At 68.3% G+C, this 24,124-nt stretch carries 9 protein-coding genes and 2 pseudogenes; 4 read left to right on the top strand and 7 right to left on the bottom strand.

Annotated elements, in window-relative coordinates; all coding sequences use genetic code 11:
- A pseudogene (locus ACWDR3_RS33740) lies at window positions 1–237 on the top strand (hypothetical protein); the annotation flags it as partial.
- A gap of 31 nt (window positions 238–268) precedes the next feature.
- Here ACWDR3_RS33740 and ACWDR3_RS33735 read toward each other — a convergent pair.
- The 3 genes and pseudogenes from ACWDR3_RS33735 to ACWDR3_RS33725 all read right to left on the bottom strand — a co-directional run.
- On the bottom strand, window positions 269–4,336 hold the full coding sequence (locus ACWDR3_RS33735) for a hypothetical protein (protein ID WP_450356353.1): 4,068 nt from the start codon (window positions 4,334–4,336) through the stop codon (window positions 269–271).
- Window positions 4,323–5,180: a hypothetical protein gene (locus ACWDR3_RS33730; protein WP_450356352.1), complete on the bottom strand. Its 858-nt coding sequence runs from the start codon at window positions 5,178–5,180 to the stop codon at window positions 4,323–4,325. The genes ACWDR3_RS33735 and ACWDR3_RS33730 overlap by 14 nt, the downstream gene beginning before the upstream one ends.
- Window positions 5,181–5,676: 496 nt before the next feature.
- A pseudogene (locus ACWDR3_RS33725) lies at window positions 5,677–6,113 on the bottom strand (transposase); the annotation flags it as partial.
- A gap of 140 nt (window positions 6,114–6,253) precedes the next feature.
- Between ACWDR3_RS33725 and ACWDR3_RS33720 the strand changes: the two are divergent.
- Genes ACWDR3_RS33720 through ACWDR3_RS33710 form a run of 3 tightly spaced genes read left to right on the top strand, consistent with a single transcriptional unit; the run spans window position 6,254 to window position 9,962 of the window.
- Entirely contained in the window at window positions 6,254–7,387 is a 1,134-nt protein-coding gene (locus ACWDR3_RS33720; RefSeq protein WP_450356351.1) for a hypothetical protein, read from the top strand.
- Window positions 7,384–8,532 (top strand): caspase family protein, encoded by a 1,149-nt coding sequence (locus ACWDR3_RS33715; RefSeq protein ID WP_450356350.1) that lies wholly within the window; start codon window positions 7,384–7,386, stop codon window positions 8,530–8,532. Before ACWDR3_RS33720 ends, ACWDR3_RS33715 begins: the two co-directional genes overlap by 4 nt.
- Entirely contained in the window at window positions 8,529–9,962 is a 1,434-nt protein-coding gene (locus tag ACWDR3_RS33710; RefSeq protein WP_450356349.1) for a hypothetical protein, read from the top strand. The genes ACWDR3_RS33715 and ACWDR3_RS33710 overlap by 4 nt, the downstream gene beginning before the upstream one ends.
- A gap of 165 nt (window positions 9,963–10,127) precedes the next feature.
- Here the strand turns inward: ACWDR3_RS33710 and ACWDR3_RS33705 are convergent, their stop codons facing one another.
- The 4 genes from ACWDR3_RS33705 to ACWDR3_RS33690 are packed head-to-tail and all read right to left on the bottom strand — an operon-like array spanning window position 10,128 to window position 24,118.
- On the bottom strand, window positions 10,128–11,939 hold the full coding sequence (locus tag ACWDR3_RS33705) for a hypothetical protein (RefSeq protein ID WP_450356348.1): 1,812 nt from the start codon (window positions 11,937–11,939) through the stop codon (window positions 10,128–10,130).
- Window positions 11,932–17,181: a hypothetical protein gene (locus tag ACWDR3_RS33700; RefSeq protein WP_450356347.1), complete on the bottom strand. Its 5,250-nt coding sequence runs from the start codon at window positions 17,179–17,181 to the stop codon at window positions 11,932–11,934. The genes ACWDR3_RS33705 and ACWDR3_RS33700 overlap by 8 nt, the downstream gene beginning before the upstream one ends.
- Window positions 17,178–20,465: a hypothetical protein gene (locus tag ACWDR3_RS33695; RefSeq protein WP_450356346.1), complete on the bottom strand. Its 3,288-nt coding sequence runs from the start codon at window positions 20,463–20,465 to the stop codon at window positions 17,178–17,180. The genes ACWDR3_RS33700 and ACWDR3_RS33695 overlap by 4 nt, the downstream gene beginning before the upstream one ends.
- A complete protein-coding gene (locus ACWDR3_RS33690) occupies window positions 20,462–24,118 on the bottom strand; it encodes a DUF6603 domain-containing protein (protein ID WP_450356345.1) in 3,657 nt (1,218 codons plus the stop codon). Before ACWDR3_RS33690 ends, ACWDR3_RS33695 begins: the two co-directional genes overlap by 4 nt.
- Between the last annotated feature and the right edge of the window lie 6 nt (window positions 24,119–24,124).

Genomic DNA, 24,124 nt, shown 5'->3' with positions numbered 1-24,124 from the left:
GCCGTCATCACCATGATGATCACCGGACGCCTCTGCCGCCGCTACGGAAACCACCAGGTCACCGTCGTCTGCGCCATCCTCCTCTCCCTCAGCGTCGCCCTCCCCCCACTCACCCACTCCGTCCTCACCCTCGGCCTCGTCCTACTCGTCTTCGGCGCCGCGTACGGCGGGATCAACAACCAGCAGACACAAAGACTTTGCGGGACACCAACGAGACTGGTGGCCGTGGGGCGCTGAGTAACGCCGCAGGGCTGAGGGCTGAGTGGTGCTATGGGTGATTCGTGGATACGCCGACGCCGGAAGTCGCCTTGCTGAACACGGCGACGTCTTGCCCGAAGCTGCATACGAGTGTGCCGTCCTCCGACATTGCCACCGCCTCGCAGGGAGCGGGCAGGTGGATGGTCTGAACAGCACGCTGCTCGATGAGGTCCCAGATCCGAACAGTGCAGTCGTCAGAGCCAGTCACGGCGACCAGGCGTCCGTCCAGCACTGTCCCCGTGACCGTGGTGACCGCTCCGGTGTGCCCCACGAGGTGGGCCGCCTTTTCTCTCGTGGTCAGGTCCCAGAGCCGCACGACTCCATCGTCACAGCCCGTGATAGCGAACGCCCGGTCGCCGAAGACGGCGGATGCCACCGTGAGTGTCTTGCTGACACCGTCAGAGAGCGGCCTCCCAATGCCCTGGCCCGTGCGCAGGCTCCACCGCTGCACGGCTCCACCAGCGATGATCGTGACAGCAGTGCGGTTGCCACGCACCAGCGTGGTTGCCGCCGCGGTCCGCCAGTTGGAGTGGCAGACGGGCGGGAAGTCCACCAATGGATACCCGACCGACTTGCGTGTATGGAGGTCGTACACGCGTAGAGCGAGAGGAGGGGTGTGAGGCCTGGTGTGGAAACTGGGATAGTCCAGCGAGAGGCGGTCTTTCAGGGAGGGCCATTCGTCTTCGGCAGTCACGGCGAGGACGGGACGACCGCCCAATAGTGTGCAGGTGACCCCTGTCACCTTCCCCTTGTGTTCAAGGGTGATCTCACCGACCTGTCTACCGTTGCTCAAGTCCCGTATCCGAGCCGTGTTGCCTGTAACGGTGATGTCTACGGGCTTGCCGTCCACGAGGCCTGGGGCCACCGTCGGAAGGGGGCTGGTCCGGCCGAAGAGTTTCTCGATCGGTCTGCCGGTGCGCAGATCCCAGAGGCGGACGGTCTCGTCATGGGAAGCCGTGACGGCGACAGGACGGTCGTCGAGCAGTGTGCAAGCCACGCGGCCGACGTTCTTGGTGTGTCCCGACATGGGCGTACCGGTCTGCCAGCCCTCAAGCAGGTCCCACACCTGCACCACTCCCGTCGGCCCCGCCACGGCAGTCGCGACGGTGCGGCCGTCCACCGCCTGGCAGTAGTGCGCCATGACGAATCCGGCGCACTTGTGCTCGCTGATCTGCCGGTGGGTACGCAAGTCCCAGACTCGTACCGTCGCATCCCACGATCCGCTGACGGCAACGGGGCCTTCGTCGAGTTCGACGCAGACCACGCCGGACACCCTGTTCATGTGGCCGACAAGGGCCTTGCCGGTCCACTCACCAGACTTCACGTCCCGTATGCGCATCGTGTGATCGGGGAGCGCCACGACTTCGATTGGCCGGCCGTCGATCAGGACGGGGGCGGAGGCCTGCGGGCTCCCGCGGCCTCTCCAAGGTACTGCGACCTCTTGACCGGTACGCAGGTCCCACGTCCTGATGGTCTTGTCCTTGGAACCGGTGATGGCGACGGGCCAATCGCCGTCCGTAGTGCACGTGACGGTGTCCACCGTGCCGGTGTGGCCCACGAGCGGTTCACCGATTTGCCGCCCGGTGCGCAGGTCCCACCTCCGCACCATCCGGTCCTCGCCCCCCGTCACGGCGACGGGACGGCCGTCCACCTCCGCGCACGCCACGGCTCTGACCGCCGTGCCGAAGACATTGCGCAGGGCTGGAGAGAGCACGCTTCCAGTTGCCCACGCCGGCCGCCACCAGTGGTGCGGGGCACCGTGGTTGAACTCGGACATCAATTCTGCGGCGTTGTAACGGGCGGCTGCCAGAGCAAGGACCTGCCTCCGCTCATCAGGGCCGACATTCCGATGAGTCGCGATGGTGGTGCGATAGGCAATCGCGGGCAGCCGTGCCGCGTCGGAACGGAGGGTATGCAGATGCGAGAGGAGCGCGTCCGGACTGCTGTGGACGAGAAACCCTGGGTCTGTCACGAGTTCGTCTAGGACTCCTCCACCAGCGGCGTGTACCGCCAGATGCCGCAGAATGTAGGGGTGAGCGCGCCGCCAGTCGCGTGTACCTTCCAGACTGAACGGAACGCAGCTGGCCAGCGCGTGGGCGAAGGCGGCGTGAACCGGGGCCGGTTCGACGTCCTCGCGCAGGTACTCCGCGAAAGCCTGGTGGTACAGGCGGTAGACAGACCGGCCCACTTCGGTTGCCTCGACCACGTAGGAACCAGCGGCTCGCCGCAGCCACAGCAGGTCGTCGTCGGTGTAGTCGTTTCCGGAGAGAGCACTCGCCACAGTGGCCCACACCCCCTCCCAGGGCAGGCCCTGTCCCTCGGCGAACGCCAGCGGACGCAAAAGGTCGACGGCGCGGCGGGCGTCGTCCGCACTAAGGCGCTCGGTCAGATCACGCCGCATTGCGTCACCAGGCAGTCGTGGCAGGCTCGCCCGCCACGCCACGTCCAGCGGATCGGGAAGGCGCCGGCTGCGGGCGAGAGTACCGGCCGTCGTCCGGGCTACCAGGAAGGACCTGCCCGCGGCCTGGGCTACATGCTGGGCAACCTGCAACCGCATTGTTTTCCGGCAGCGGAGGAAGGGGGACCCGGGATCCGCCTCTACAAGATTGCGGATCGTGTACGCCAGCAGGGCCTCGGGGTCGGCGTAGCGGTCGGCGTCGAGATCGATCCGCTGCCCTGGCCCGAGCCCGAGCCGATCCAGCAGGTGGGAACGCGTACCGAGCAGGAATCGTATGCGCCCCTCACCATGCTCGATCAGGGGGCGCAGCACCTGGCCGCACAGGGAGTCGGGTGTAGCCGCCTCGTCCAGCGCGTCGATCATCACGGTAAAGGCTCTGCCCTGCGTCACGGCCCGCGTCGCGATGCCATCGAGGAGTTCACCCACTGTCGTGGCCCGGACCTCGGCGGCGGCCGCAATCCCGCCGAGGACATCGTCGTCGCTGAGGTGCTGTGCGTAGATGGCGACATCGACGCTGGACGGCGGGGGCAGCAGGTGCACAGCCAGCCCCATGCTGTAAACCGGCACAGTCTGGCGGCGTTCGGGGTGTGTCAAAGCGGCGACCAGGCCGAGCACGGCTGTCTTGCCTGACCCGGGCCCGGCGGTGACCGCGAGCACCGCTCGGTCCTGCTGCCCTGGGCCGTCATCCAGCCAGGCAGCGATGTCCGCCAAGGCCTGATGTCGTCCGGAGAACCACCACGCGGACGGCCTCGATTCCGTACTTCCCATGGCCCGTACCAAAAGCCGTGTGCGGAGTTCCACATCGCGCCGCTCGGCCATTCGCTCCCACACAGCGGCCTGTTGCTGCGCAAGGTCCAGGTCCGCCAGCCGGGAATCATGACGTGGGTTGGGCAGGAAGGGAGGCACGGATCCCGTCAGTCCGACCTGCGCCAGACCGATGTGCTGGTAGCCGGGGCGTTCCGGGTGGTCATTCATGTGCTGCACCACCGCGTCAAGGGCGAGCACTGTCGGGGCGTGACCGGCTGTGCCGAGACTTTGCACCGCATCCTCGAGCAGATGCGGGAAGGCGCCCGCGAGTGCCTGCTCACTCGGCTGGGCCGAAGAGACAACCACGAGGCCCGTGTTTCCCTCGTCACCCCACTCAGGTGGCATGCCGGCAAGCGCGGTGGCGATGACCTGCTGGCCGCCATGTCCGGAGTAGCAGCTGTCCAGCAGGAGCAAGGCCCGCCGCACGCCGGTGCCGAGCAGCATCGTGTCGGCAAGCGCATGAGTCTGCAGGGCACCGTGGAGATCATCGGGATCAGTGTCGGAAGTGAGCAAAACGTGTCTGCCGCCGTCGAGGACTTCACCGTGCCCGGCTATGTACACCGCGATCACATCGTCCGGTCGGCGCTCAGGCGACCGGCAGAACTTCCGTAGCCTCTCAGTCAGTTCTCCCTTGGCCGGATCAATTCCGAGGATGGGAACGTGGCAATAGCCAAGTTGCTGGGTGAAGAGCCTCACCACACGGTCGAGGGCATCGGCCAGTTCCGGACGGTCCCAGGCAGCGGCGCGCGGATGCAGGTGGCGGGTCGTGGCAGCGGCGATCAGGTACCGCCTGATCCCGTCATCGACGGGCATCCAGCCCCTTGGCCACAGCCTCGCCGACGGCGCAGTCTGTGAGGTAGGCAGTGGCATCATGCGCGTGTGCGCCATTGTGCACGGCCACATTGACCACTCCGGGGCCGAACCGCGGTCGTAGGTCCTTGACCAGGGCCACCACATCTCCGTGGTCAACCACGTTCGTCCATACCAGGTCCTTGCCGCCGGGCCAGACTCCGGTCGATGCCGGAATTGGTCGCAGGCGATCGAACACCATGCGCACACCAAGCGGCGAACCCACGGTCACGAAAGCACGCACGGCGTGCGGAGCACGGGCGCACAGGGCTTCGTACGCGACGACGGAACCGAGGGAATGTGCCACGACTACCTGAACGTCGTCGTCGATCAACGCAGCCACCCGGTCGCAGGCTTGCTGCCTCAGCTCCGGATCCGAGAAATAGCGGCTGGTCTGCTTCAGGTCGAAAACCAGTGACCGCAGCGCAAGTCCGGAGAAGAATCGGGACCTCGACAACGCACGCAGGGCCGCCTGCACCGAGCGCGGCGTGCGCGCCAACGTTCCAGCCCCAGGCGGGACCACACGTTCATCAACAGCCGCGGCGGCTTCCCACCAGGAGAACAACAACTGTTGCTCGAAGCCCTCCGCCACGTCGACCGCGCCATAGGGCGGGTCACCCACTGCCAGATGCCGGTGCCTCGGGCGAAACAGGTCACCGTAGAAGGCCATTTCCATGTCCGGCGCCTTCCCCCCGGACACCCCAACCCGACGCAGACCGTCACGAAGCGCCGGCTCCCAGTCCTTCAACAAGGACTCTTCACCTAACAGTTGCTTGCCGACCCCATGGACGGCAACCACGCGCCCCATGTCACTCCCCGACCCCTAGCTCGCGTCGGATCACTGTACAACCGACGCAGTCGCGGAAAACGACTATGTACTGGGCCGCGGCTGACGGACGCTTCCACCGGCTCGCCAGGCGTGCGCTGCAGGGCGTCGCATAACTCGAACAACGCGTCGCCCCGGACGGTCGGACGCGTACAACTCCGTCTGGATGTGTGAGACTTCCGCGAACGCGCATCCCGCAGGACGCCTTGATGCTCCAGGCTCACGACCACGGCCTTCGCGCCGATCGACTCTCTGACGGAGCACAGGATCAGACGGAGGCCGTCCTCACGTCCGCTGAACTGCGAATACGTCGAACAAGTTCGAGCAGCGTTCGACTCCGGACCTCGAATGACATGTTAACTGGCTGTTCTCTATCTGCTCGTATGGTCGGTGGGGTTCGAACAGCGGGCTGGTTCGGGTGAGTTAAGCAGTGTTTTTCGGGTGAGTTAAGCAGTGTTAAGGCATGAAGGAATACACCTCACGATGCCAACGCGTCAAGCTGCGGCGGCGAGTTCGGCGGGGACGCCATGTGCTCGTCGAGCGGCCTGCGGTGCTGGAGGCAGTGATAGAGCCGTCTGATCATGCGGTTGAAGAGGTTCCTGTGGGCGGCCGAGGGTCGGTCTCCGTGCTCGCGGCGTCGTCGGTACTGGGCGTTTGCTCCGACAGACGCGCGGAGTGAGGCGAAGGCCCAGAGGTAGCCGACTGGTTGAGCCGGTCGTTCTCCACCCACCGTCTTGTGACGGCCGACTTCTTGCTGGAAGCCCTGGTGACAAGCGAAGAGCCAGCGCGTGCCTTCAGTTCGTGGACGTCGGCGAAGCGGGTGCGGTTGTCCCCGATCTCAGCCAGGATCCGAGCGGCGAGCTGGATGCCGAGCCCGGGGAAGCTCAGCAGGATCTCGGCGTGCGGGTGCTGAGGGGTGGCGTAGAGCCTCAGCCCAGGTCTACTGCGGCTGGCGCCGTGTCCTACTCAAGTCGTACGGAGAAGGGAGGAGGAGCTTGGCCGAAGGAGGTTGCAAGGTCCGCGCCGAATGGCTATGCAGGTGAGGAGGTGGTGCCATGCCGATCGTCTTCGTCCACGGTATTGCAACGCGCCGCCCTCCCGGGTACGCGAAGTCGGAGGCCGCGCGAGCGGCGCTCATGCGCAACTTCCTCGTGCCCGCAACGGGCCAGGTCTCTTTCTTCGCACCCTACTGGGGAGGCCAGGCCGCTGCCTTCGCCTGGGAGCATGCCTCGCTGCCGCAAGGTGACGAGGAGGTCTTCGGGCCCGGCGAGGAGACGCCTGCGATCCTGCTGGGCGAGGTCTGGGAGTCCGAGCCGCCACCGGATGATCGCGTCGTCCTCTTGGTGGCCCGCAACTCGTTCGCCGACGGGATCGACCTTCTCTTCGGCACGGCTGCGGACGATGTCGACCCGGAGGAGGCGGACGGATTCGCGCGGCTTGCGGTGCGCGCCGCGAAACTATCCCGACCGGCCTGGTTGGACACCGCTCGGGACGACATCGAGGTCATCAATCGGCTTGCCGAAGACCTGAGCGAAAGCGCGGACGAGGAGGAGGCCTTCGGGCCGGACCGGGCTCTGCTGCGGGTCTATGAGGGTCTCTCGCGGATCCGGGGCGCGGCCGGGCGGATGACCGGCCGGCTCGCCGTCAAGGCTCTGCGGCCGTCGCTCAACCGCTCGGCGTCGATGTTCCTCGGCGACATCCTCGTCTACCTTCGCCAGCGCGAGCGGCTCCGCGCCGACGGGCCGATCGCGACGACCATCGCCACCGATCTGCGTCGCGCCCGCGAGGCATGCACCACGGACGATCCGCAAGTGATCGTCATCGCACACAGTATGGGCGGCAACATCGTCTACGACCTGCTGTCCGGTCTGCAGCCAGATCTGGCCTGCGACGTCCTCGTGACGGTCGGGTCCCAGGTCGGGGTGTTCGCCGAGTTGGGATTATTCGACGCGGTTCGGGCACCCGCGAACCCCGCCACCGATCGGATTCCGAAGCCGCCCGGCGTCGGTCGTTGGATCAACGTCTTCGATCTCAACGACATCCTGGGCTTTGCGACGGAGAGGATCTTCGACGGCGTACGAGATTTCCGGTACTCGACCGGCAAGGGCGCCTTCGCCGCGCACTCGACCTACTTCGTCCGCCCAAGCTTCTATGACCGCCTTGCGACCCGGCTGGGAGAAGCCTCATGACGCAGATGTTCTTCGAGGCGGACCGGCCGGGACCGTGTATGCACGCGCTGGTCATCGGGGTCGGTGGCTATGGACACCTGCCCGGTGGCGGCGGCCGGACGATCACGGATCCGCTGCGCTACGGGAACCTGGGTCAGCTCACCTCGCCGCCCCGATCTGCGCTGGCGTTCGCGAGTTGGCTCCGCGAAAGCGATCCGAACCGGTGGACTGCCCCGCTCGCCTCCATCGACCTCCGTGTCTCTCCGTCACCGACGGATCCCGAACCCGACGGATTGAGGGCGGGCCATCTCGACGCAACGATCGACTCGATCACTGAGGCATACGACGCCTGGAAGGAGCGCTGCGCGACCGACGAGAACAACGTCGCCGTCTTCTACTTCTGCGGGCACGGTCTCCAGAGCGAGGAACAGCTGCTGCTGGCCAGTGACTTCGGTCGGTACGAGGGGAACCACTTCCGCGGTGCATTCGCGTTCGACAGCACCCGCACTGCATTCCTGCAGCGTTCGCCTCGCACCCAGTGCTTCTTCATCGACGCCTGCCGCGAGGTGGTCCCCGGGGTGACCGTACCCCTCGGCGGGGCGACGGCGGATCCGCTCGACCGGCCGGACGCCACGCGCCGGCGGCACTGCGATCACGACCTCACGCTGCAATCCTCAACGCCTTTCGCGACCGCCCGAAGCCGGACCAAGAACGTCTCATACTTCACGGCGGCGCTGATAAACGCGTTGAAGGGCGGCGCGGCGGTCACCGACGAATTCGCCGACTGGGTGGTGCGCACCGATCGCATCGCGATGGCGATCGACAGCTTGGTGGAGGCCGAGGCCGGACGGCCGATGCCCACCGCGAAAGGTCCCGCATTCCTGCCGACGGTGCTCTACCGCCTCGATGGTCCCCCGGACGTCGAGCTCACGCTGGCTTGCTACCCCGAACCCGCGCTCGGGCGGGCGACACTATTCTACGAGCCACACCACTCCGGACGCACTGAACGCAAGCCGCCAATACCGGAGAAATGGAATGTCACCGTCAAGGCCGGATATTACCGGATCGGCGCGGAGTTCGAGGACCACACATACGACCCGGTGAGCCGAACCGAACTGATCAATCCGCCGACCACGGCACAGACGCTGAGGGCGGTCAGCCGATGAGCTTTCATCTCAACCTGCGGTCCCACGAACAGGCTCTGCAAGGCGCTCCGGTGGTGGTCGACGTGCTGGACGACGGCCTTCACGTGATCGACCAGCGCACCGTCCGTGTGAACCAACGCTCCAGCTTCGACCTGCCGGCCGGCCAGTACGCGCTGCAGGTGACGCTGCCCTCGGGCGACCGGCTGACGGAAACAGTCACCTCCGCTCCCGGATCCCCCAACCACGACATCGCCCTCTGGGAGATCTCACCGCACGAGTCGATGCAACGCACCGTGGTCCTCAAGAGCGGGCCGGTCGGCGGCGGCCGCAGATTCACCGAGCCCGCATTCCAGTCGCTCTGGGTTCGGCTCTGGACGCGTGTCGACGGTGTGTGGGGGGTGAGTCCCTGGCCAGATGCGGTCGCCCACTGGGACGACGACGCCGTCGTCTATTTGTTCCCCACCTGTCGCCGGCCCCACATGCTGCAGATCGGCGGACCGCGGATCCCGTGGCGAATGGTCGCGCTGCCCGCCGCCGAGGGACTGGAAGTGACCGTGCAACCGGCGGGCGACGAGCAGACACCCAACGTCACGCTGACCGTGGCAACCAACGACAACCTCGTCGAGGCGACCCTGGGGTACCTGACCGTCGGGGCCATGAATCTCGCCGGACAGATCAGTGACCAGGCCGAAGGCCTGCTTTATCGCAAAACGGAGAATCCGGCGGGGGCAGCGGTCGGTGGCTACTTCCTGCTTCGCACGAGCAACCTGGAACGGCTACACAACTGGCCCCGGAATCTCGCGAACTGGATGCAGTGGATGCCCGACGGCGCGCTGATTCACGCGTGGCAACTGATCCGGGAGCAACAGGAGTCCCACGAACCGGTTCCCGCCCGCCTCGAAGAAGCCCGTGAGTCGCTGCTCGTCAGTGTCGAACGGGGGCTTCCCGTCTACACCGAGGGACTCCGCCTGCTGGTTTCGGGTCTGAAGTTGTTCGACTTCCAGGCCGAGGGCGCTGACCCGGAGATCCGCGACGCGCTGGACCGGATCCGGCCGTTCGTGGCGGCAGCGGATCTGACTCAGACCACCACCAGCTTCTTCGGCTCCGGCCCGTCGGTCGCGTCGACCGCGCCGTCCTACGGCCTGCCTCGCTCGCGTCGCGGACTAGCCATCGTGTATGACGTCGCGTTGGCCGACCTCGTCCCGCTGGGCCTTGTCGAGGCCGGCTCTTCGCTGCGGCTGAATCCGCCTCCGATGATCGGCCCAGCCGAGGCCCAGATGACACCGCGCGGCACCGTCCGGCTGGCCGACGGGCGCGAGTTCACTGACCTCTTCGCCGCCACAGGCGCAGCCAACCGGACTGACATCTGGTACTCGTGGGTAGCCGAGGCCGCCGGTCCGCTGGCATTCGTTCGTGACCGGGCTCGTCGGGGGCAGCTGCCGCCGCCGTGATGTCGGGCGGTCACCCTGTCGATCTGGATGGTCTCCACCGAGGCCGCTAAGAAGACGAAGATGAGCGAACCGAACATCGCGGACGACCGCGATGGACTGACCACTTCCGCCCTACTGCGGCTCACACTGTCTGCAGCAGATCCCGTGCTCGCAGCACAGGCTGGGTCATGCGTCGGCCCGAGGCGAGGTACGCAACTGGTCGAAGGCCAGATTGCTGGTGCTTTCGCCCCCTCCGGGCAGCTTGCGTACACCCAGCCAGACCACCGTGCGCCCGCCGTACCACCGCGTGCGCTGGTACGACTGCGTCACCCGCACCCCGGCGCGGGGTACCTCCTCCTCGTGGATGAAGTACGGGAGCCTGGCGTCCAGCCCCTCTCGGAGCAGCGCGGTCAGCGGCCGCACACGCTCCGGCTGGCCCGGCCGACCCTCGACGGTGCGGGGCAGCGCCGCCCGTTGCAACTGGATCTCGCGATTGTTGTCGGGCACGTGGACCGGGACGAGAGGGATCCAGTTCTCCAGCACGTCCTCCGACATCACCTGATAGCGCACTGGCGCAGTGGAATCCGGCACCGGTAGCGGGTTCTGGGCCGCCAGCCGTTCATGGAACCCGTGGCGCTCGAGGGCTGCCTCCTGCCCGGGCACCGAACTACCGTCGGGCAGGCTGGTCCTGGTCTCGATACCCCACACCATGTTGGCCATCTCGTCGCGGGTCAGGAGCACTTCCTCTAGTGGCTTGCCCTCCTGCACCCGGTCGGAGGTGCCCAGCAGCACGAACCGCGTGTCGGCCGTCGTCGACGCGGGATCCGTGAGGCTGAACATGCTCCAGCGCTGCCAGTCCTGCTCAACGCCCTGACCGGCCGCGTCGAGCCAGGTGCGCTCGCCGAAGACATCGGTGACGGTCAGGCCGCGAATGCGGGTCGATGTGTTCGTCGCCAGCGGCAGCGGGAATAGGAACCAGTCGTTGCCGTGGACCAACGCGAAGTCGATCAGTAGGAGCTTGGCCAGGTCGATGGTTCCCGGCTGGAGGTCGCCCAGGTTGATACGCGAGTCCTCGAAGGTCCACCAGCGGCTGGCCGGCATGCCCTCGAATGTCACGGGCGCGGGCAGTACGGCGCGCAGCGGCTCGGTGGCAGGGGCTACCGGTGACGAGGTATCGCCGACGTCGAGTGCGTACCAGTCGAGGTGCCCCTGGTGGTAGGCGTAGGCATTGAGCGCCTCCCCGTCGGCCGCCGTGACGCTGAAGCGGTACTCGAGGGCATCGGGTCGCCAAGCGTCCTGATCCCCCGGCGGCTGGGTAATGAGCTTCTCGAACCAGCTCACGAACCGGTCGCCGAGTGCGTCGAGGTCGTCGCCCCGGCCGGGCGGAACGCCCGCGATGCCGTCCGAGGCGTGCCCCGGCGGGTCGGCCCGCAGGTGTTCGTAGAGGCGGAAGCCGTCCATTGCCCGGCCCGCCACCGCCGAGACCGCCTGCCAGACCGCCCGGTGCGCGACGATCCCGGCCGAGGCCTCGATCAGGGGGTCGGGCGTCTCGACGCCATACCGGTCGATGTAGGCGTCGTCGAGGTCGGCGATGGTGGTGGCAAACTTCAGCCAGCGTCGGCCCATCGCGAGACGAAGGTCGAGGGCGATCCGCTGCTCGGCGCGGGCGAACGGCACCGGCCGCCGCTCGACCCGGGCCTCCAGCGGCAGATCGGCCTCGAGCGGCGACGCCGGGGCGACCCCCGCCCGATACTGCTCCAGCGGCGAGGAGCCCACTAGGATCTCGGCCCGCACCGGCGACCCGGCGTCCTCCGCCTGGAACTCCCCCAGCTGCCACTGTCGGCTGAGCATCCAGAGCGGGTCGCGGATCTCGGCCCGCAGCGCGCGCTGGAAGTCGGGCTTCCGCGGCCGCGTCTCCAGCCGGTTCCACAGGGTGATGGTCGGGTGCCGCCTCTCGGCCACCGCGACCTCGATGTCGGGGATGTCGCGTTCACGCATCGCGGGCCTCCGCGCGGGCAGCGACCGCATTGTTCGCGGTCAGGTCGAGGGCGATCGTGATCGGGGTGAAGGTGTGCGCCATGATCGTGGCCGGCAGCAGCGATCCGAACTCGGAGTTGCTCAGATGCCGCGGTTCGATCGCGCGGCACCGGGCCATTTCGAGCGCCTCCCGCACTCCGTCCACCACATCGCGCCAGGCCCAGGCACCGTCGACCACCGGGGTGGCGAGCAGCAGCAGCACGTTGGGCGGCTCGGAATCGGGCTTGTTGTAGTGGAAGGAGACACCGGTGGTCTCTTCGGACTCGGGGACGACCTCGGACCATTCGTCGAGGAGCAGACCGCAGAAGCGCCCGCCCGCGGTCGGGGCGTCGGCGTAGTGCGCGGTGTAAAGCAGGTGTTCGCGGTCGAGAGGACTTCCCTCGGGGAACTCCATCGCCAGCCAGCTCTCGCCGGGCGCGAACGGCAGCTGCAGCGGGTGCAGAACGGGTTCGGCACTCTGCCCCCCAGCCCGGGCCAGCGGTGGCGCCAGAAGGTATACCGCCTCCCAGGCGTTCATCCGCTCGCGCACCCGGGCGATGCCGTGAAGCCAGTCGTCGACTGGGAAGTCGAGCCCAGGATCGGTCGTCAGGTGGGCGAGCAGGGTATTGGAGGCGTGGAAGGCGTCGATGAATTCCGTGCCCTCAGCGGCAGGTAAGGAGAACTCGGGGACGAACAGCGCATCGTCTCCCAGTAGTGCGGTTGCGGCCCGTGTAGCGGTGTCGACCCGCCCGGCCGGGGTGACCTCCGCCGCGTAGTCGGTCTCTGCCTGGAGCTGACGGGCGATGCGGTCGTCGAGGTCGGTGACGAGGTTGGCAGCTGCCAGCTGCACATCGCGGGCCAGATCGACGATTGAGGTCGCGTCGGCGGCCAGGTCGAGACGCACTGGGTCGAAGTCGGCCAGGTCGGCGGCCGCGCCCGTCACCGCAGTGAGGAGGGAGGCGAGCGACCGGGTCGTCGTGCCCGAGACGGCCTCGAAATCGGTCTGCTTGGCGACGAAGTCGGCTCTGCGCAGCAGCACCCTCGTCCGGTACTGCGCCGGTGTGGCCGGGAGCGGCGTGGTCGGCGAGACGGCCACGAGCCGCTCCGCCTCCCCCAGCAGGGCGAACCGGTCGGCCACCGCGGTGGGAGGGAAGTGGGTCTCCCGCTCGAGGAGGTCGGCGAAGGAGGCCAGGCGGTCCTGCCAGCGGTTGAGCAGACCCGCGACCTTGCCGATCAGCGCAGCGAAGAGCACCTGTTTACGCTGCAGGGCGAACCCGAACCCGGCGCCGGGCAGCCCGCAGAGAGCGAGATCGGCGGCGGCGTCGACGAACCGTGTCAGCCGGGCGTCGGTCGCGGCGATCACGGCTTGCGTGTCGACGGGCTCGGTGAGGACTTGATCGAGCTCGGCCGCGAGCGTGCGGAGGGCTTCAAGGGAGGGGGTGATGCCGGCGCGGGCGGCGGCGAGCCTGGGCAGCCGGAAGACGGGGAGGTCGGACTCCTCGTCGACCACGGCGGTGCCCGACCAGGGCGACTCCTGGGCCTGCCCGGGCGGTACAAGGTCGGGCGGTAGCAGAACTCGCCCGGGGAGCAGCAGGTCGCGCAGACGGCGCAGCAGGGCCTCAAGCTCGAAGAAGGTCACCTTGCCGGCCACCGGCTGGGTGTAGGCGATGGTGACCGTGCCGTCCGGGCGGAGGTCGCCGGCCACGAACCGGGTGATGCGGTCGTCGAGAGCCGTCATCGCCTGCTCCTCCCCTGCGGAGAACCGCTGGAGCAGGTCGATCGGGTGCAGCCCGAGCTGGGCCTGCGTGATGACCCGCTCGCGTGGCGGGCCGGTCGGATCCTCGAGACGGACCACGACCACGACCAAGTTCGCCGGGGGCAGGAGCCCAGCCAGCCAGTCGTCGACCGCCGGCTCGGCCATCGACCGGGGCGTCGCGGGCACTCCGTCGACCGCGTGGTCGGCTGCCAGCCCCGGCCGCAGGTGCAGGCCCACCCGATGCGTGAGGCCGGCCCCGCTACGCGGCGTCGTCACCACCGACGGCGATGGCGGCATCTGACCGGCCCCGAAAGCGTCCAGAGACGCTGCGGCGCGGTCGATGTTGCCCATCAGCATCTGGTGGACGCCCTCGGCGATGCCTACGTCGGCCACCGCGTCGTGGGTGTCGCGCAGGCGTTCGATCTCCGTCTTGAGCACGCCTTGCTGGGCGGCGCTCGCATCCGGCAGGATCAGGCCAAACGGGTACTCCGTCCGTCCCGAGGCCTCGACGTGCTCGACCAGCGCGAGGCCGTCGACCACGTTGCGGGCCTCGATCTGCTGCACGGGCGTGTCGTTGTCGGACCGGGTCGACTCCAGCCGGTCGGCCCGCAGCGGGAACGCCTTACGCAGCGCGAAGATGAATACATCGACTTCGGCTTCGTCGTGCCGGTCGTGCAGCCCGCGCTCGAGCTGGTAGCCCAGCAGCGAGCCGAGGCTGTGCCCGGCCTGCCGCCCCTCGATCACGGCGATCGCCCGGCGCACCCGATCGGAGCTGAGGTTCACCGCGAACGGGCTGGGCGTCTGCGGGGTCGCATTGCTGAGATATCCGTTGCGCAGCACAGCCGCGGTCACGGCTTGGTTCAGGGAAGGCGCGTGCTGGTACCCGGCGTTACGAGGGTCTCGCAGAAGTCGTTCACCGGCAGGTTGGAACGCAAGGCGAAGCTCTTCGTCGTCCAGTGAAAGCTCAGTCGGGGGCTGGAGGTTGGGCCGTACGTTCTCGAGCCAGCCGTAGGCTCCCAAGTGCAGCCCGGTAGGCTCCGGCCCACGCATCTCGGTGAGCCTGGCCTGGGTGAGGCCCTGGAACCACGCATCGAGCCGGTAGGAGCAGATGTCGATGTGTTCGGCGAAGACCCGCTCCAGCTTCGCGGTGGGCCGCCCGGCCAGGTGCTCGACCGCTCTCACTTGCTTCCGCAGATGGGCGGCGGCGGAGCCCTCGTCGAGGATCTGTGGAATGAATTCGGCGACCAGGAGGCCGCTTTCGCCGACGATGCGGGGCTCGCGCTGATATAGGTGGTGCCACCGGCTGTCGACGGCCGCCGAATCGGGCGCCACGTGCACGAACTCGCCCTCCCGCTTCGCCAGCCGCACCTGCTCGGCGTCGAGGATCTCGCGGTCCTGGTAGAGCTGCAGCGCAGCGTTCTGGTAGCCGAGCATCATCGAGTGGCGCAGCATCATGTAGAGCAACGCCGACGGACCCTCAGGGTCGGTGAAACCCTGCTGGCGGCGGAGCGTTTCGAGCGAGGTGCGGGCCGAGTCGGCCAACCAGGTCAGGTAGTTGCGGTTGTCGGGGGTGGAGGCGCGCACGAGTTCGGTCTCCGACAGCGGCACGTCGTCGATCACAGGGCCGGTCAGCAGGACCGGGTTGCTGAGGAAGAACAGGTCGAACAGCTGCGGGGCCAGCTCGTCGCCGATCTCGAACCCGAACTCGCCCAGCACCCCAAGGCCGCGGGCCCGGGCCCGCGACGCGGCGCCGACCACCGACGCCCATGCCTCGGGCCGGCCGCGTAGGCGCAGCAGGTTGACCACATGGGCGAGGCTCTCGGCGTGCCGACTGCGGTACTCCACTGACGAGGGGTGCAGGCCAAGCACGTCGAGCAGCACCTGGTGCGGATCACCGGTGCCCGCACCGATCTGGGAAAGCCGGCCCGCCAACACCTCCCAGCGGTCGCGCACGAGCCGCAGCACCTCGGCGAACCGGCCGAGGAACGGTTGCCGCCCGGAGAATTCCAGTCGCCGGTAGGCGACCGACGGGAGGATCCCGTACGGCTGGTGCCCCACCCGGATCGCCGGCACCTGTCCGCGACCGCTGACGAATTCGTCGTGGAACTCGCGGATGGCGCTCGAGTCGTCGGTGCCGGCAGCCATCAAGGTGTCGAACCAGTACCCGAGCGTCGCGGGCCACAGAGCCACGTTCATTGCCCGGGCGTCGCGGACGTCGGTGCCGCCCGCGTGGGCGAGATGGGCGAACTTCTGCGGGGCCAGGCCCAGCCAGTAGGCCAGGAACCGGCCATCGGTCCACTCCGCCGGGTCGTCCACCTCGTCGACCGGAGGCTCCGGAGAGGCGGTCACCCGTGCCGCTATCGGGTAGGCGTCCTCGGCGCGTCGGAAGCCGGCGGGAGACTCCTCGGTGTTGTTGGTGGGGGTGCCCTGGGGCACGATGTCGAGGCCCGCGCGGCCGGATTCGTGATGGCCGAGCAGGTTGGTGAGCAGGTTGCGGCCGTCGCCGCCGACCTTCACTCCGACCACGAACAAGGTGTCGAATCCGCGCTGGAACGCCGCCTCCGAAAGGGTCACCCGGAAGCCGAGGCCACTCCTGACCGCCCGGTCGAAATCGACCAGCCAGGCGAGGTCGTCGGGTACGAGAGGCTCTTGTCCCGCCTCGTCGCCGGTCGCGGTCACCGGGGGTGGCGCCGACGGATCGGGCCCGACCGGCAGGGGTGTCGGGATCTCCCCGCCCAGCTGGTCGAGGACCACTTCACCGTCGACGATGCCGATGAGCACGAGTTGCTCGGGCATCACGTCGACGTGCGGCTGGGCCGACCACGGGGTGTCGCGCTGCGGGCCGGTGTCGGGCGGGAACTCGAGTGTGGCGACCACGACGTCGGTGTTCGCCCGGGTGCGGCCCTCGGGCGGCTGCGCGTCCAGGCCTTCCGGGCGGCTTGCGAGAATCGCAGTGGCCCGTTCCCCACCGACCGCTGCCCTGAGTTCGGTCAGTGCGGCGGCGAGTTCAGTCGGATCCTCGGGAGCCCGCCAGCGCCGCTCCCAATACCGGCTGGCGGCTGCGCGATCGGCCGCCGGCGTCGACACCGACGCCAGGATCACCGTGTTCTCCGGCCGTACGGGCCGGTCGGCCTCGTTGACGGGCCGATAATTACTCAACAGCCAGAGCGACCGCCCGGTGCCGTGTGCCGCCACCAACGCGCGCCAGGCGGACGGCGGCGGATCAGTGAGGCCTGCGGACCACACGTGCGCCCAGAAGCGGCGAGTGTGGTCCTTCTCCGTCACCGAGGGCACCTCCTCGAAGGTGTCGACCGCGATGTCGTCCGGGAAGACCCGCACCCACAGCTCCTGGTCGCGGACGGAGAATCTCGTTTCCAGCCGCAGCGGCAACATCAGCACGGGCAGGTGGTCATCCAACGCCTCCACACCGGCCCGTGGGTCGGGGGCAGGCCCTTCCGGATTGCTCATTGGTTCACCTCCGGCAGCATCTCCGCGGCGTGCACGGCCACCAGCACCGGCACCTGCTGCAGGATGTAGGCCAGCTCGGCGGCGTCGGCCCCTGCGTGCCAGCGCACGGCACGGTCGTCGCTCGCCTGCTCGACTTCTTGGGTCGTCGCGCCGGACGGCGGCGGCGTGAGCGAAATGGTCGGCGTGGCCGGGGTGATCGCGAGGTGGTCTCCGGGCCTGCCACCGGGCAGCACGTCGTCCCACCCGAGGTCGTTCCAGACGTGCTTGTCGCCTCCTCCGCCGATGTCGAATCCGAACCGGGGCTCGCCAGGGCGCTCCTTGATGACGAAGAACCAGCCCGGGTCGTCGCCCAGGCCTCGCGCCTCGGGCACGGTGAGGTCGAAGCCGAAGAAGCGGATGTCGGGGTCCGCGGCCGCCTCGTAGAGCGGCGTCTTCACGAGCGCCCGGTCGGCGCCGTCGCCGGGTTCCTCGAACTTGCGAGGCAGCGACTTGTCGATGGTGCCGTGAGTGAACTGCCAGGCGGCGCGGTGCGCGTAGATCACCGCCGTCGGGTAGCGCTTGAGCAGTTCGCCTCGTACGACCAGCACTACCTCCTGCTCGTTGTCGCCCGGCACCTCGCGGTGGTCATGGTCGCCCAGCGATGACTCAGGTGCCCACTGGTGCAGCGGCGGAATGTCCTTCAACTGCTCCCGGACCACTGCCGGGTCGACGCCGGGTGCGGTGAGGAACCCCGCGACGTCCCAGAACTGACGGAAGTAGCTGCCCCGCTGATCGGTCGGGTACTCGCGCCACAGCAGTTCGCGGGCGAACTCGTGGTTCAGGCCCACCATGTAGGCCTCGATGAAAGCCTGGTTCGTCTCCAGCAGCGAGATGGTGTTCGGCGGGATCAGGCCGATATTCGGGAGAAAGTGGTCGACTGCCAGGTCGATCAGGGGTTTCGCCATCGGCGTGTCGATCTCCGGGTAGGCCATCACCTCGACCAGGCCGTTGCCGATCTCGGCACGGATCCGCTCGGGCAGCGCGATCTCGCTCTCGACCAGGCGCGGCACGGTGATGGCCGGGTTGAGTCCTTCTTCCAGGCCGGTAACGAGCACGGCGAGGTCAAGCTGCACCGGGCGCGGCGGGGACGGGGTCGTCACGTCGGCCTGGATCAGGATGGACGCGTTCTTCAGGGCCTCCTTGAACAGGACGGTGCCGAGCCCATCGACTCTCCCGCCGATCGTCGGCGCAGCCGGGGCGTCGCGACTGACGGCCACCTCGAAGTCCGGGCTGTTCGGCAACCCGTCGACAGCGGCAGGGGTCTGCCCGGTCTCCCGCACCGCGTCGGCGACGGCCAGCTTGCGGCCCGCGGCGGTCACCGCGCGGGCCAGCACGAATACGACAGCCGCCACGACCAGCACCATGACCGCGATCACGATGGCGACCGACCCACCGGTCACGCCCACGACGAGCGCGAGAATGAGCAGGAGCACGCCGAGCAGCACCAGCACCCCGGACAGCCGGGGAAAGCGGCGCAGCAGCCGCGCCAGCCACGGCGGCAGGGAGCCGGAGAGACCGGACGCCAGATCCTCCAAGGTCGGGGTGTTGGTCAGCGCCGGCACCGGTGGGGCTGCGGTCACCTCGCCCTTGTTCAGGCGGTCGAGGAGATTGGGGCCGGGCGCGACCTTGCGTACCACCGGTCCGCGGGGGCGCAGCACTTGCCGTGCCGTCACCGACGTGACGGCCTGCGGCACGGGGCTCACCTCGACCCGGCGGTGGACCGTCATGCCGTCGACCAGCGTCCTCCGCTGCACCGGCCGGGTGAGCGCGATGGTCGGTTCACTCGCAAGCGGAAGCAGCGTGTTGACGAACCACGCGCTGGCCACGAGTTTGGCCACCTGCGCGTCGTGGACGCGTCGGTTCGCCGCGATCACCGCGCCTATCTGCTCCCAGGCGGCCAGCATGAAGGTCTCCTGGGCGCGCCGCACCACCTCGGTGCCGAAGCCGGCGGCCAGGCGGTGCCGCGGGTCGAGGTTCAGCCGGTGCACCCAGTTGTCATCGTGCTCGAGCGGTGCGCCCGCTTCGTCGGTGAGCAGCCGCGACACCGCCGCCGGCCAGCGCCCGTACAGCGGTGGGGTGATCAACGGGTCCGGGTCGTCGATGGTCTGGCCCGGTCGGTCGGGATCGGGCACGGTGGCGTCGTACGAGGTCGCCGCGTGCGCCTCCGGGGCGGTACGGGAGTTGTAGTCGGAGGCCAGGTTGACGAACGCCGCGAGGTCGCGCTGGAAGGGCTGCGGATACCCGACCCGGTCCCAGTTCTCGAACCGGTTGAACTCGGCCAGCTCGTCCTCCGAGAGCGAGTTGGGCGGCACACGCAGGGCACCGCCGAGCCGCAGCACCCCGCCCAGCGCCGGGTCGTCGATGCTCACCAGGTTCGAGCCGGGGTGCTGCACATCGACGTCGCGGCGGCCAACGCGGCTGTCCATCGGCCGCGCCTCCAGCAGTCGTACCAGGTATTCGAAGTCGCCGAACGGTCCGGTCCGGAAGGTCCAGCGGTAGTAGTAAGGAAGGTCGACCGCGCCCGCGCCCCAGGCACTCTGCGACGCCGAGGGCGAGAGCGCAGGGTCGAGGCCGAGGCCGGCCAGCCGCCCGGTCTCGAAGACCGGCACGACAAAGGCGTGATAGGTCGTCGAGACGTCGAGCCGGCGCGGGCAGACGAGCCGCGAGTGCCCCTGGTCGGGGTCGGCGGTCAGCACGGAGGCCAGGCGGGGAAGAACGGCGCCGAGGTCTGTCGAGACGATCTGCCCGGGCTCGTCGGCCAAGTCACCATCGACGTGCACGTGTGCCCAAGCCCAGGCCTGGTCGAGGGGCGGCAGCACCGCATCTGCCGCCGCGACCACGATGAACGGATGGCTCGGGTCGCCTGCCCCGTCGGCGAACTCGTCCTCCTTCAGCACGGCCAGCGCTACCCAGGGGCGTAACCGGTGCCCGGCCGGCGCCTCCGGCGTGTACCGCCAGGGGAAGTCCTCGGCCTGGAACTCGATGTACGGCAGGTAGTTCGACTCGAAGTTGGTGGCGAAGGCCCGCGGCTCGGTCTTCACGATCGACCGGCGATCGATCCCGACAACGTCGCCCGGTCCGTATAGCTCTACGTCCTTGGTGATCGGCGGGGCCAACCCGGCGTCGCCCGCCAGGGTCAGGCTCACCGGGATCGTGGCCCGAGTGCCGGTGGTGGGCGGCCGGAGGTTGTTGGCCAGGCCCTGGCGCAGCCACGGCAAGAAGGAATACGAGCCGATCTCGGTCATGCCGGATTCACCTCGCTGGACGGCAACACGTGTGCCACGCCCGCCAGTCTCCGGTCGGCCGCGATCAGCGAGCGCAGGTGGTCTCGGGCCTGCGCCTCGCTGTCGAAGCGCGCCGCGGTGGCGTCGAGCGGGCGGTTGTCGTCAACGCCGACGACCGCGTACCCACCGGGGCGCAGGCCCACCTTCTCGGTGAACGGTTGCCGCTCGTGCTGCCCGCGGGCCGAGAACTCGGCCACGGCCACTGCGTTCCCCTTGGTGAAGTGCTCGAAAAGACTCTTCCAGAAGGCGAAAAGCGGCGACCGGAACCGCTTGAAGCCGGTGTCGACGATGACGACCTCGAAGCGGATGCGCCGCTTTACGAGGCGGCTCGAGCGCCACTGGTCGCCGGCCGCGGCCAGTACCAGGCCCCCCGGCTCGGGCTGGAAGGCGGGCGACGACAGTTTGGCCGAGTCGGCCAGGTTCTGGAACTGCGCGATGGGGAACATCTCCGATGCCGGACCACGCGGAAGGAGCGCACCCCCGGCCACCGAGAGGGAGACCTTGTGCGTGTCGCTGATCGGCCGGTTGCCCAGCTTGTCGACGGTGAGATCGAGAGGCGCGAGGCGCTGGCTGATCCGCAACTGGCCGAGCGGGTGCAGCACCGGCCCGGCGGCCGCGGCGGCCTCCGACTCAAGTGACCGCAGCGAAACCGAGAGTGCGCTACCCGGGGGGAGTTCCGCCGTCCAGTTGGCTGTCAAGGCAAGCTCGGCCGCGAGCAGCGGCATCAGCAGCACGTCGGCGAGAACCTCGGCCAGGGTCAGACCGCGGGTGATGTCGACGTCGGCCGAGACGGAGAAGAACAGGAACGAGACCGAGGCCGTGCCGGTGAGATGCCACGGGCTGGTGCCTTCGAGGGTGCCTCGCAGGCGCACGCTGAACAGTCCGGCCCCGAAAACCTTGAGCGAGATCGAGGCCGAGATCTCCACCGTGAAGTGGAAAGGGACAAACTGGAACAGGCAGTCGATGGAGAGGTGGCCCTCGACCTCGAGTCCGCTGAACCCGACGTAGAGCTCGATCGCCGCGCCAAACTGCACGGTGTTGGGCGTGATGGCGAAGTAGGCGGTGAACCGCAGCCGGGCCTGGGGTTCGTTGATGATGCTGATGGCCAGCCGGTCGGGCACCGGGAAGGGCAGGGGCGGTGGCTGGAACTGGGGGTGGAAGCCGCCGACCGAGATGACCAGGTTGGGCCCCTCGCCCCAGGAGACGAGCACGCCCAGACCGCCCTCGATGGTGAAGGTCAGCAACCGCGACTCGTAGAGGGTGGCGAAGAACCAGGCCCGTTGCTTGTCGAACTCGAGGGCGCCGACGAAGGCGACCTTGAGCTTGAGGACCGCCGCCTCCTCGTCGGGCGCCGAGACCTTGAGCACCCCCAGGATGCCGATGTTGAACGGGGGGATCTGCACGACGACCCCGAGCGACAGCGTGATCAGCGCCGGTGTGCCCCAGCCCATCTTGGCCATGGCTCCGATGACGAACGTGTTCCGCTGCGGCGGGAAGAAGGTGCGCAGATCACTGATGATCCGGGCCGCGTTGGCGACGATGTTCTTGGGGAAGAGCACACTTTCGAGGCTGCCGGACTTGGCCCCGGCGGCGATGGCCTCCAGACGCATGGCCCGGTTGAGGCCGGCGATCAGGCCGAGCCCGAGCAGCACGAACCCCATCCCGACCTGGATCGGCGGGATCTTCTCGGCCGAGACGATGATGAGGATGGAGAAGCCGTCGGAGCCGTCGGGCAGGCGGGTGGTGATGAGACCCATCGCCACGAGCGAGATCTTGTCGAGGATGTTCAGCTCGAGACCGCCGGCGTACTCGCCACGGTCAGGATCGAACGAGACGAACCCGCCGCCGTTGACCGGGCCCGACGCGATGGCCAGACCCGCCCCGGTGGGTGGCTTGAAGCCGAGAGTGAAACCGTCCGAGGTCCACAGACCGCTGAGTCCGATGCGGTCGACGCTGACCTTGAGCACGCTGAGGTCGAGACCGAAGCTCAGAGCGCCCTCGACCTTGACGCCTGGTTCCTTGCCGGCCCGGTCGCCGACCGCGAGACCGAGGCTGAGCGTGTCGAAGCGCAGCGGCCCGAGCGTCTCGTGCAGAGGGATAGCCAGCTGGAACCCGGCACCGCCGCCGATGAACGGCCCTCGCTTCCGCGAATACCCGATCTCGAAGTCGAACTTCGTCTCGAGCTTGCCGTTCGGGGTGATGGCGCTGAGCACGGTGTGTAGGAAGTTGTCGGCGTCTTTATCGGTGCCCAGCACGAAGGTGCTGTTCTTGATGTCGGCCTTCACCGAGTAGTCGGCCACCGAGTCTGCCACTGACAGGCCGGCTTCCAGGCCGAGCTTGCCCAGGCGCAGGTTGATGCCGTTCGGATCGCCGATCACGATGGTGCGCGAGCGGTTGTAGCGGGCGTCGGCTGTGTGCGTGACGGGCGTCGTGCCGTCAGCTCCGCGGGTGACCGTGAACTGCTTGGCCGCCACGTCGATCGCAGTGATGGCGATGGTCTCGGTGGCGTTGCCGGGATCGACCAGAGAGAGCGTCCGGCCGTCGTCAACGACGCCGAAGTTGTCCGGGATCGCCGTGACCGTCCAGACTTCCACCGTGCCGGCTTTGACGGCGTCCTTGGCGCCGTCGGCGAGACGTACGACCGTCGGCCCGGTCGAGGCGTACTCCAGCCGCAGGCTTCCCGATGCCTCGGTCATCGGCGGCAGGCCGGTCAGCCCGATGCCGAAGTCGAAGAAGATGTCCGGCGTCTCCAGGCTCAGGGTGATGCTCAGGTTGGGGGTGAGAGGGATGTTGATCGCCGCCAGGCTCTGCAGGCGAATCAAGGTCGTCTCACCGCCGTGGTCCTTCGGCACCAGCACGGCCCCGAGCAGGAGCGTCCCGGTGCCCTTCCGGCCCTGGGCGTCCTCGGTCGAGCCCTTGAACTGCAGCATCAGGGTACGGTCGGAGATCGCGTCGGCCAGCGGGCTCGAGGAGCCCGGCCCGGCGTCGTACCCGTACACGAACTCAGCTTTGAGTCGCGCGCTGAGCACCGCCCCGACGACCAGCAAGATGACGTCCGAGACGCGCTCCGCGTCCGCCTCGTGGTCGAGATCGTCGATCGACCCGCCGAACTTCTCGATGTACTGACCGCTACGGAAGAAGAGATCACGCACGTTGGCAAAGCGCAACGACTCCTCCTCGATCAGCTGCAGGAGATGGGCGACGATGTAGACGCCAGGGTGGCGGGCCCGCAGGTAGCCGGTGGTCAGCTGACTCAGCAGGGTCGTGGCCATCTCCTCGGCCACCAGGCCCGCCGGTGGCCCGCCGGGCTGAGCGGCGAGCGCGGTCTTGATCAAGTCGACGAGGGCCTGCACGATCTGGGTGAGATCGGCGAACGCGTCGAGGAAGGCCTGCAGGTCGGCTTCGCCCGCACGCTGGGCGCGGTACTGGTCAACCCCGGCCAGCGCGGAGGGCGGGATACTCAGCGCCGGCGTGGCCGCGCCCGGGTCGAGGCCCAGCGTGCGAAGCAGCTCACCGCGCGCAGTCTCGTCGCCGGTGGCCAGGGCGATGGGCTCCAGGATGTCGCGGAGGACACCGACGAGTTCCTGCAGCGTGTTGCGTGGTTCGCCGGCCATGGCCAC

It is taken from the genome of Streptomyces sp. NPDC001002 (assembly GCF_053599215.1).
This window is presented reverse-complemented; position numbering and strand designations above follow the sequence as displayed.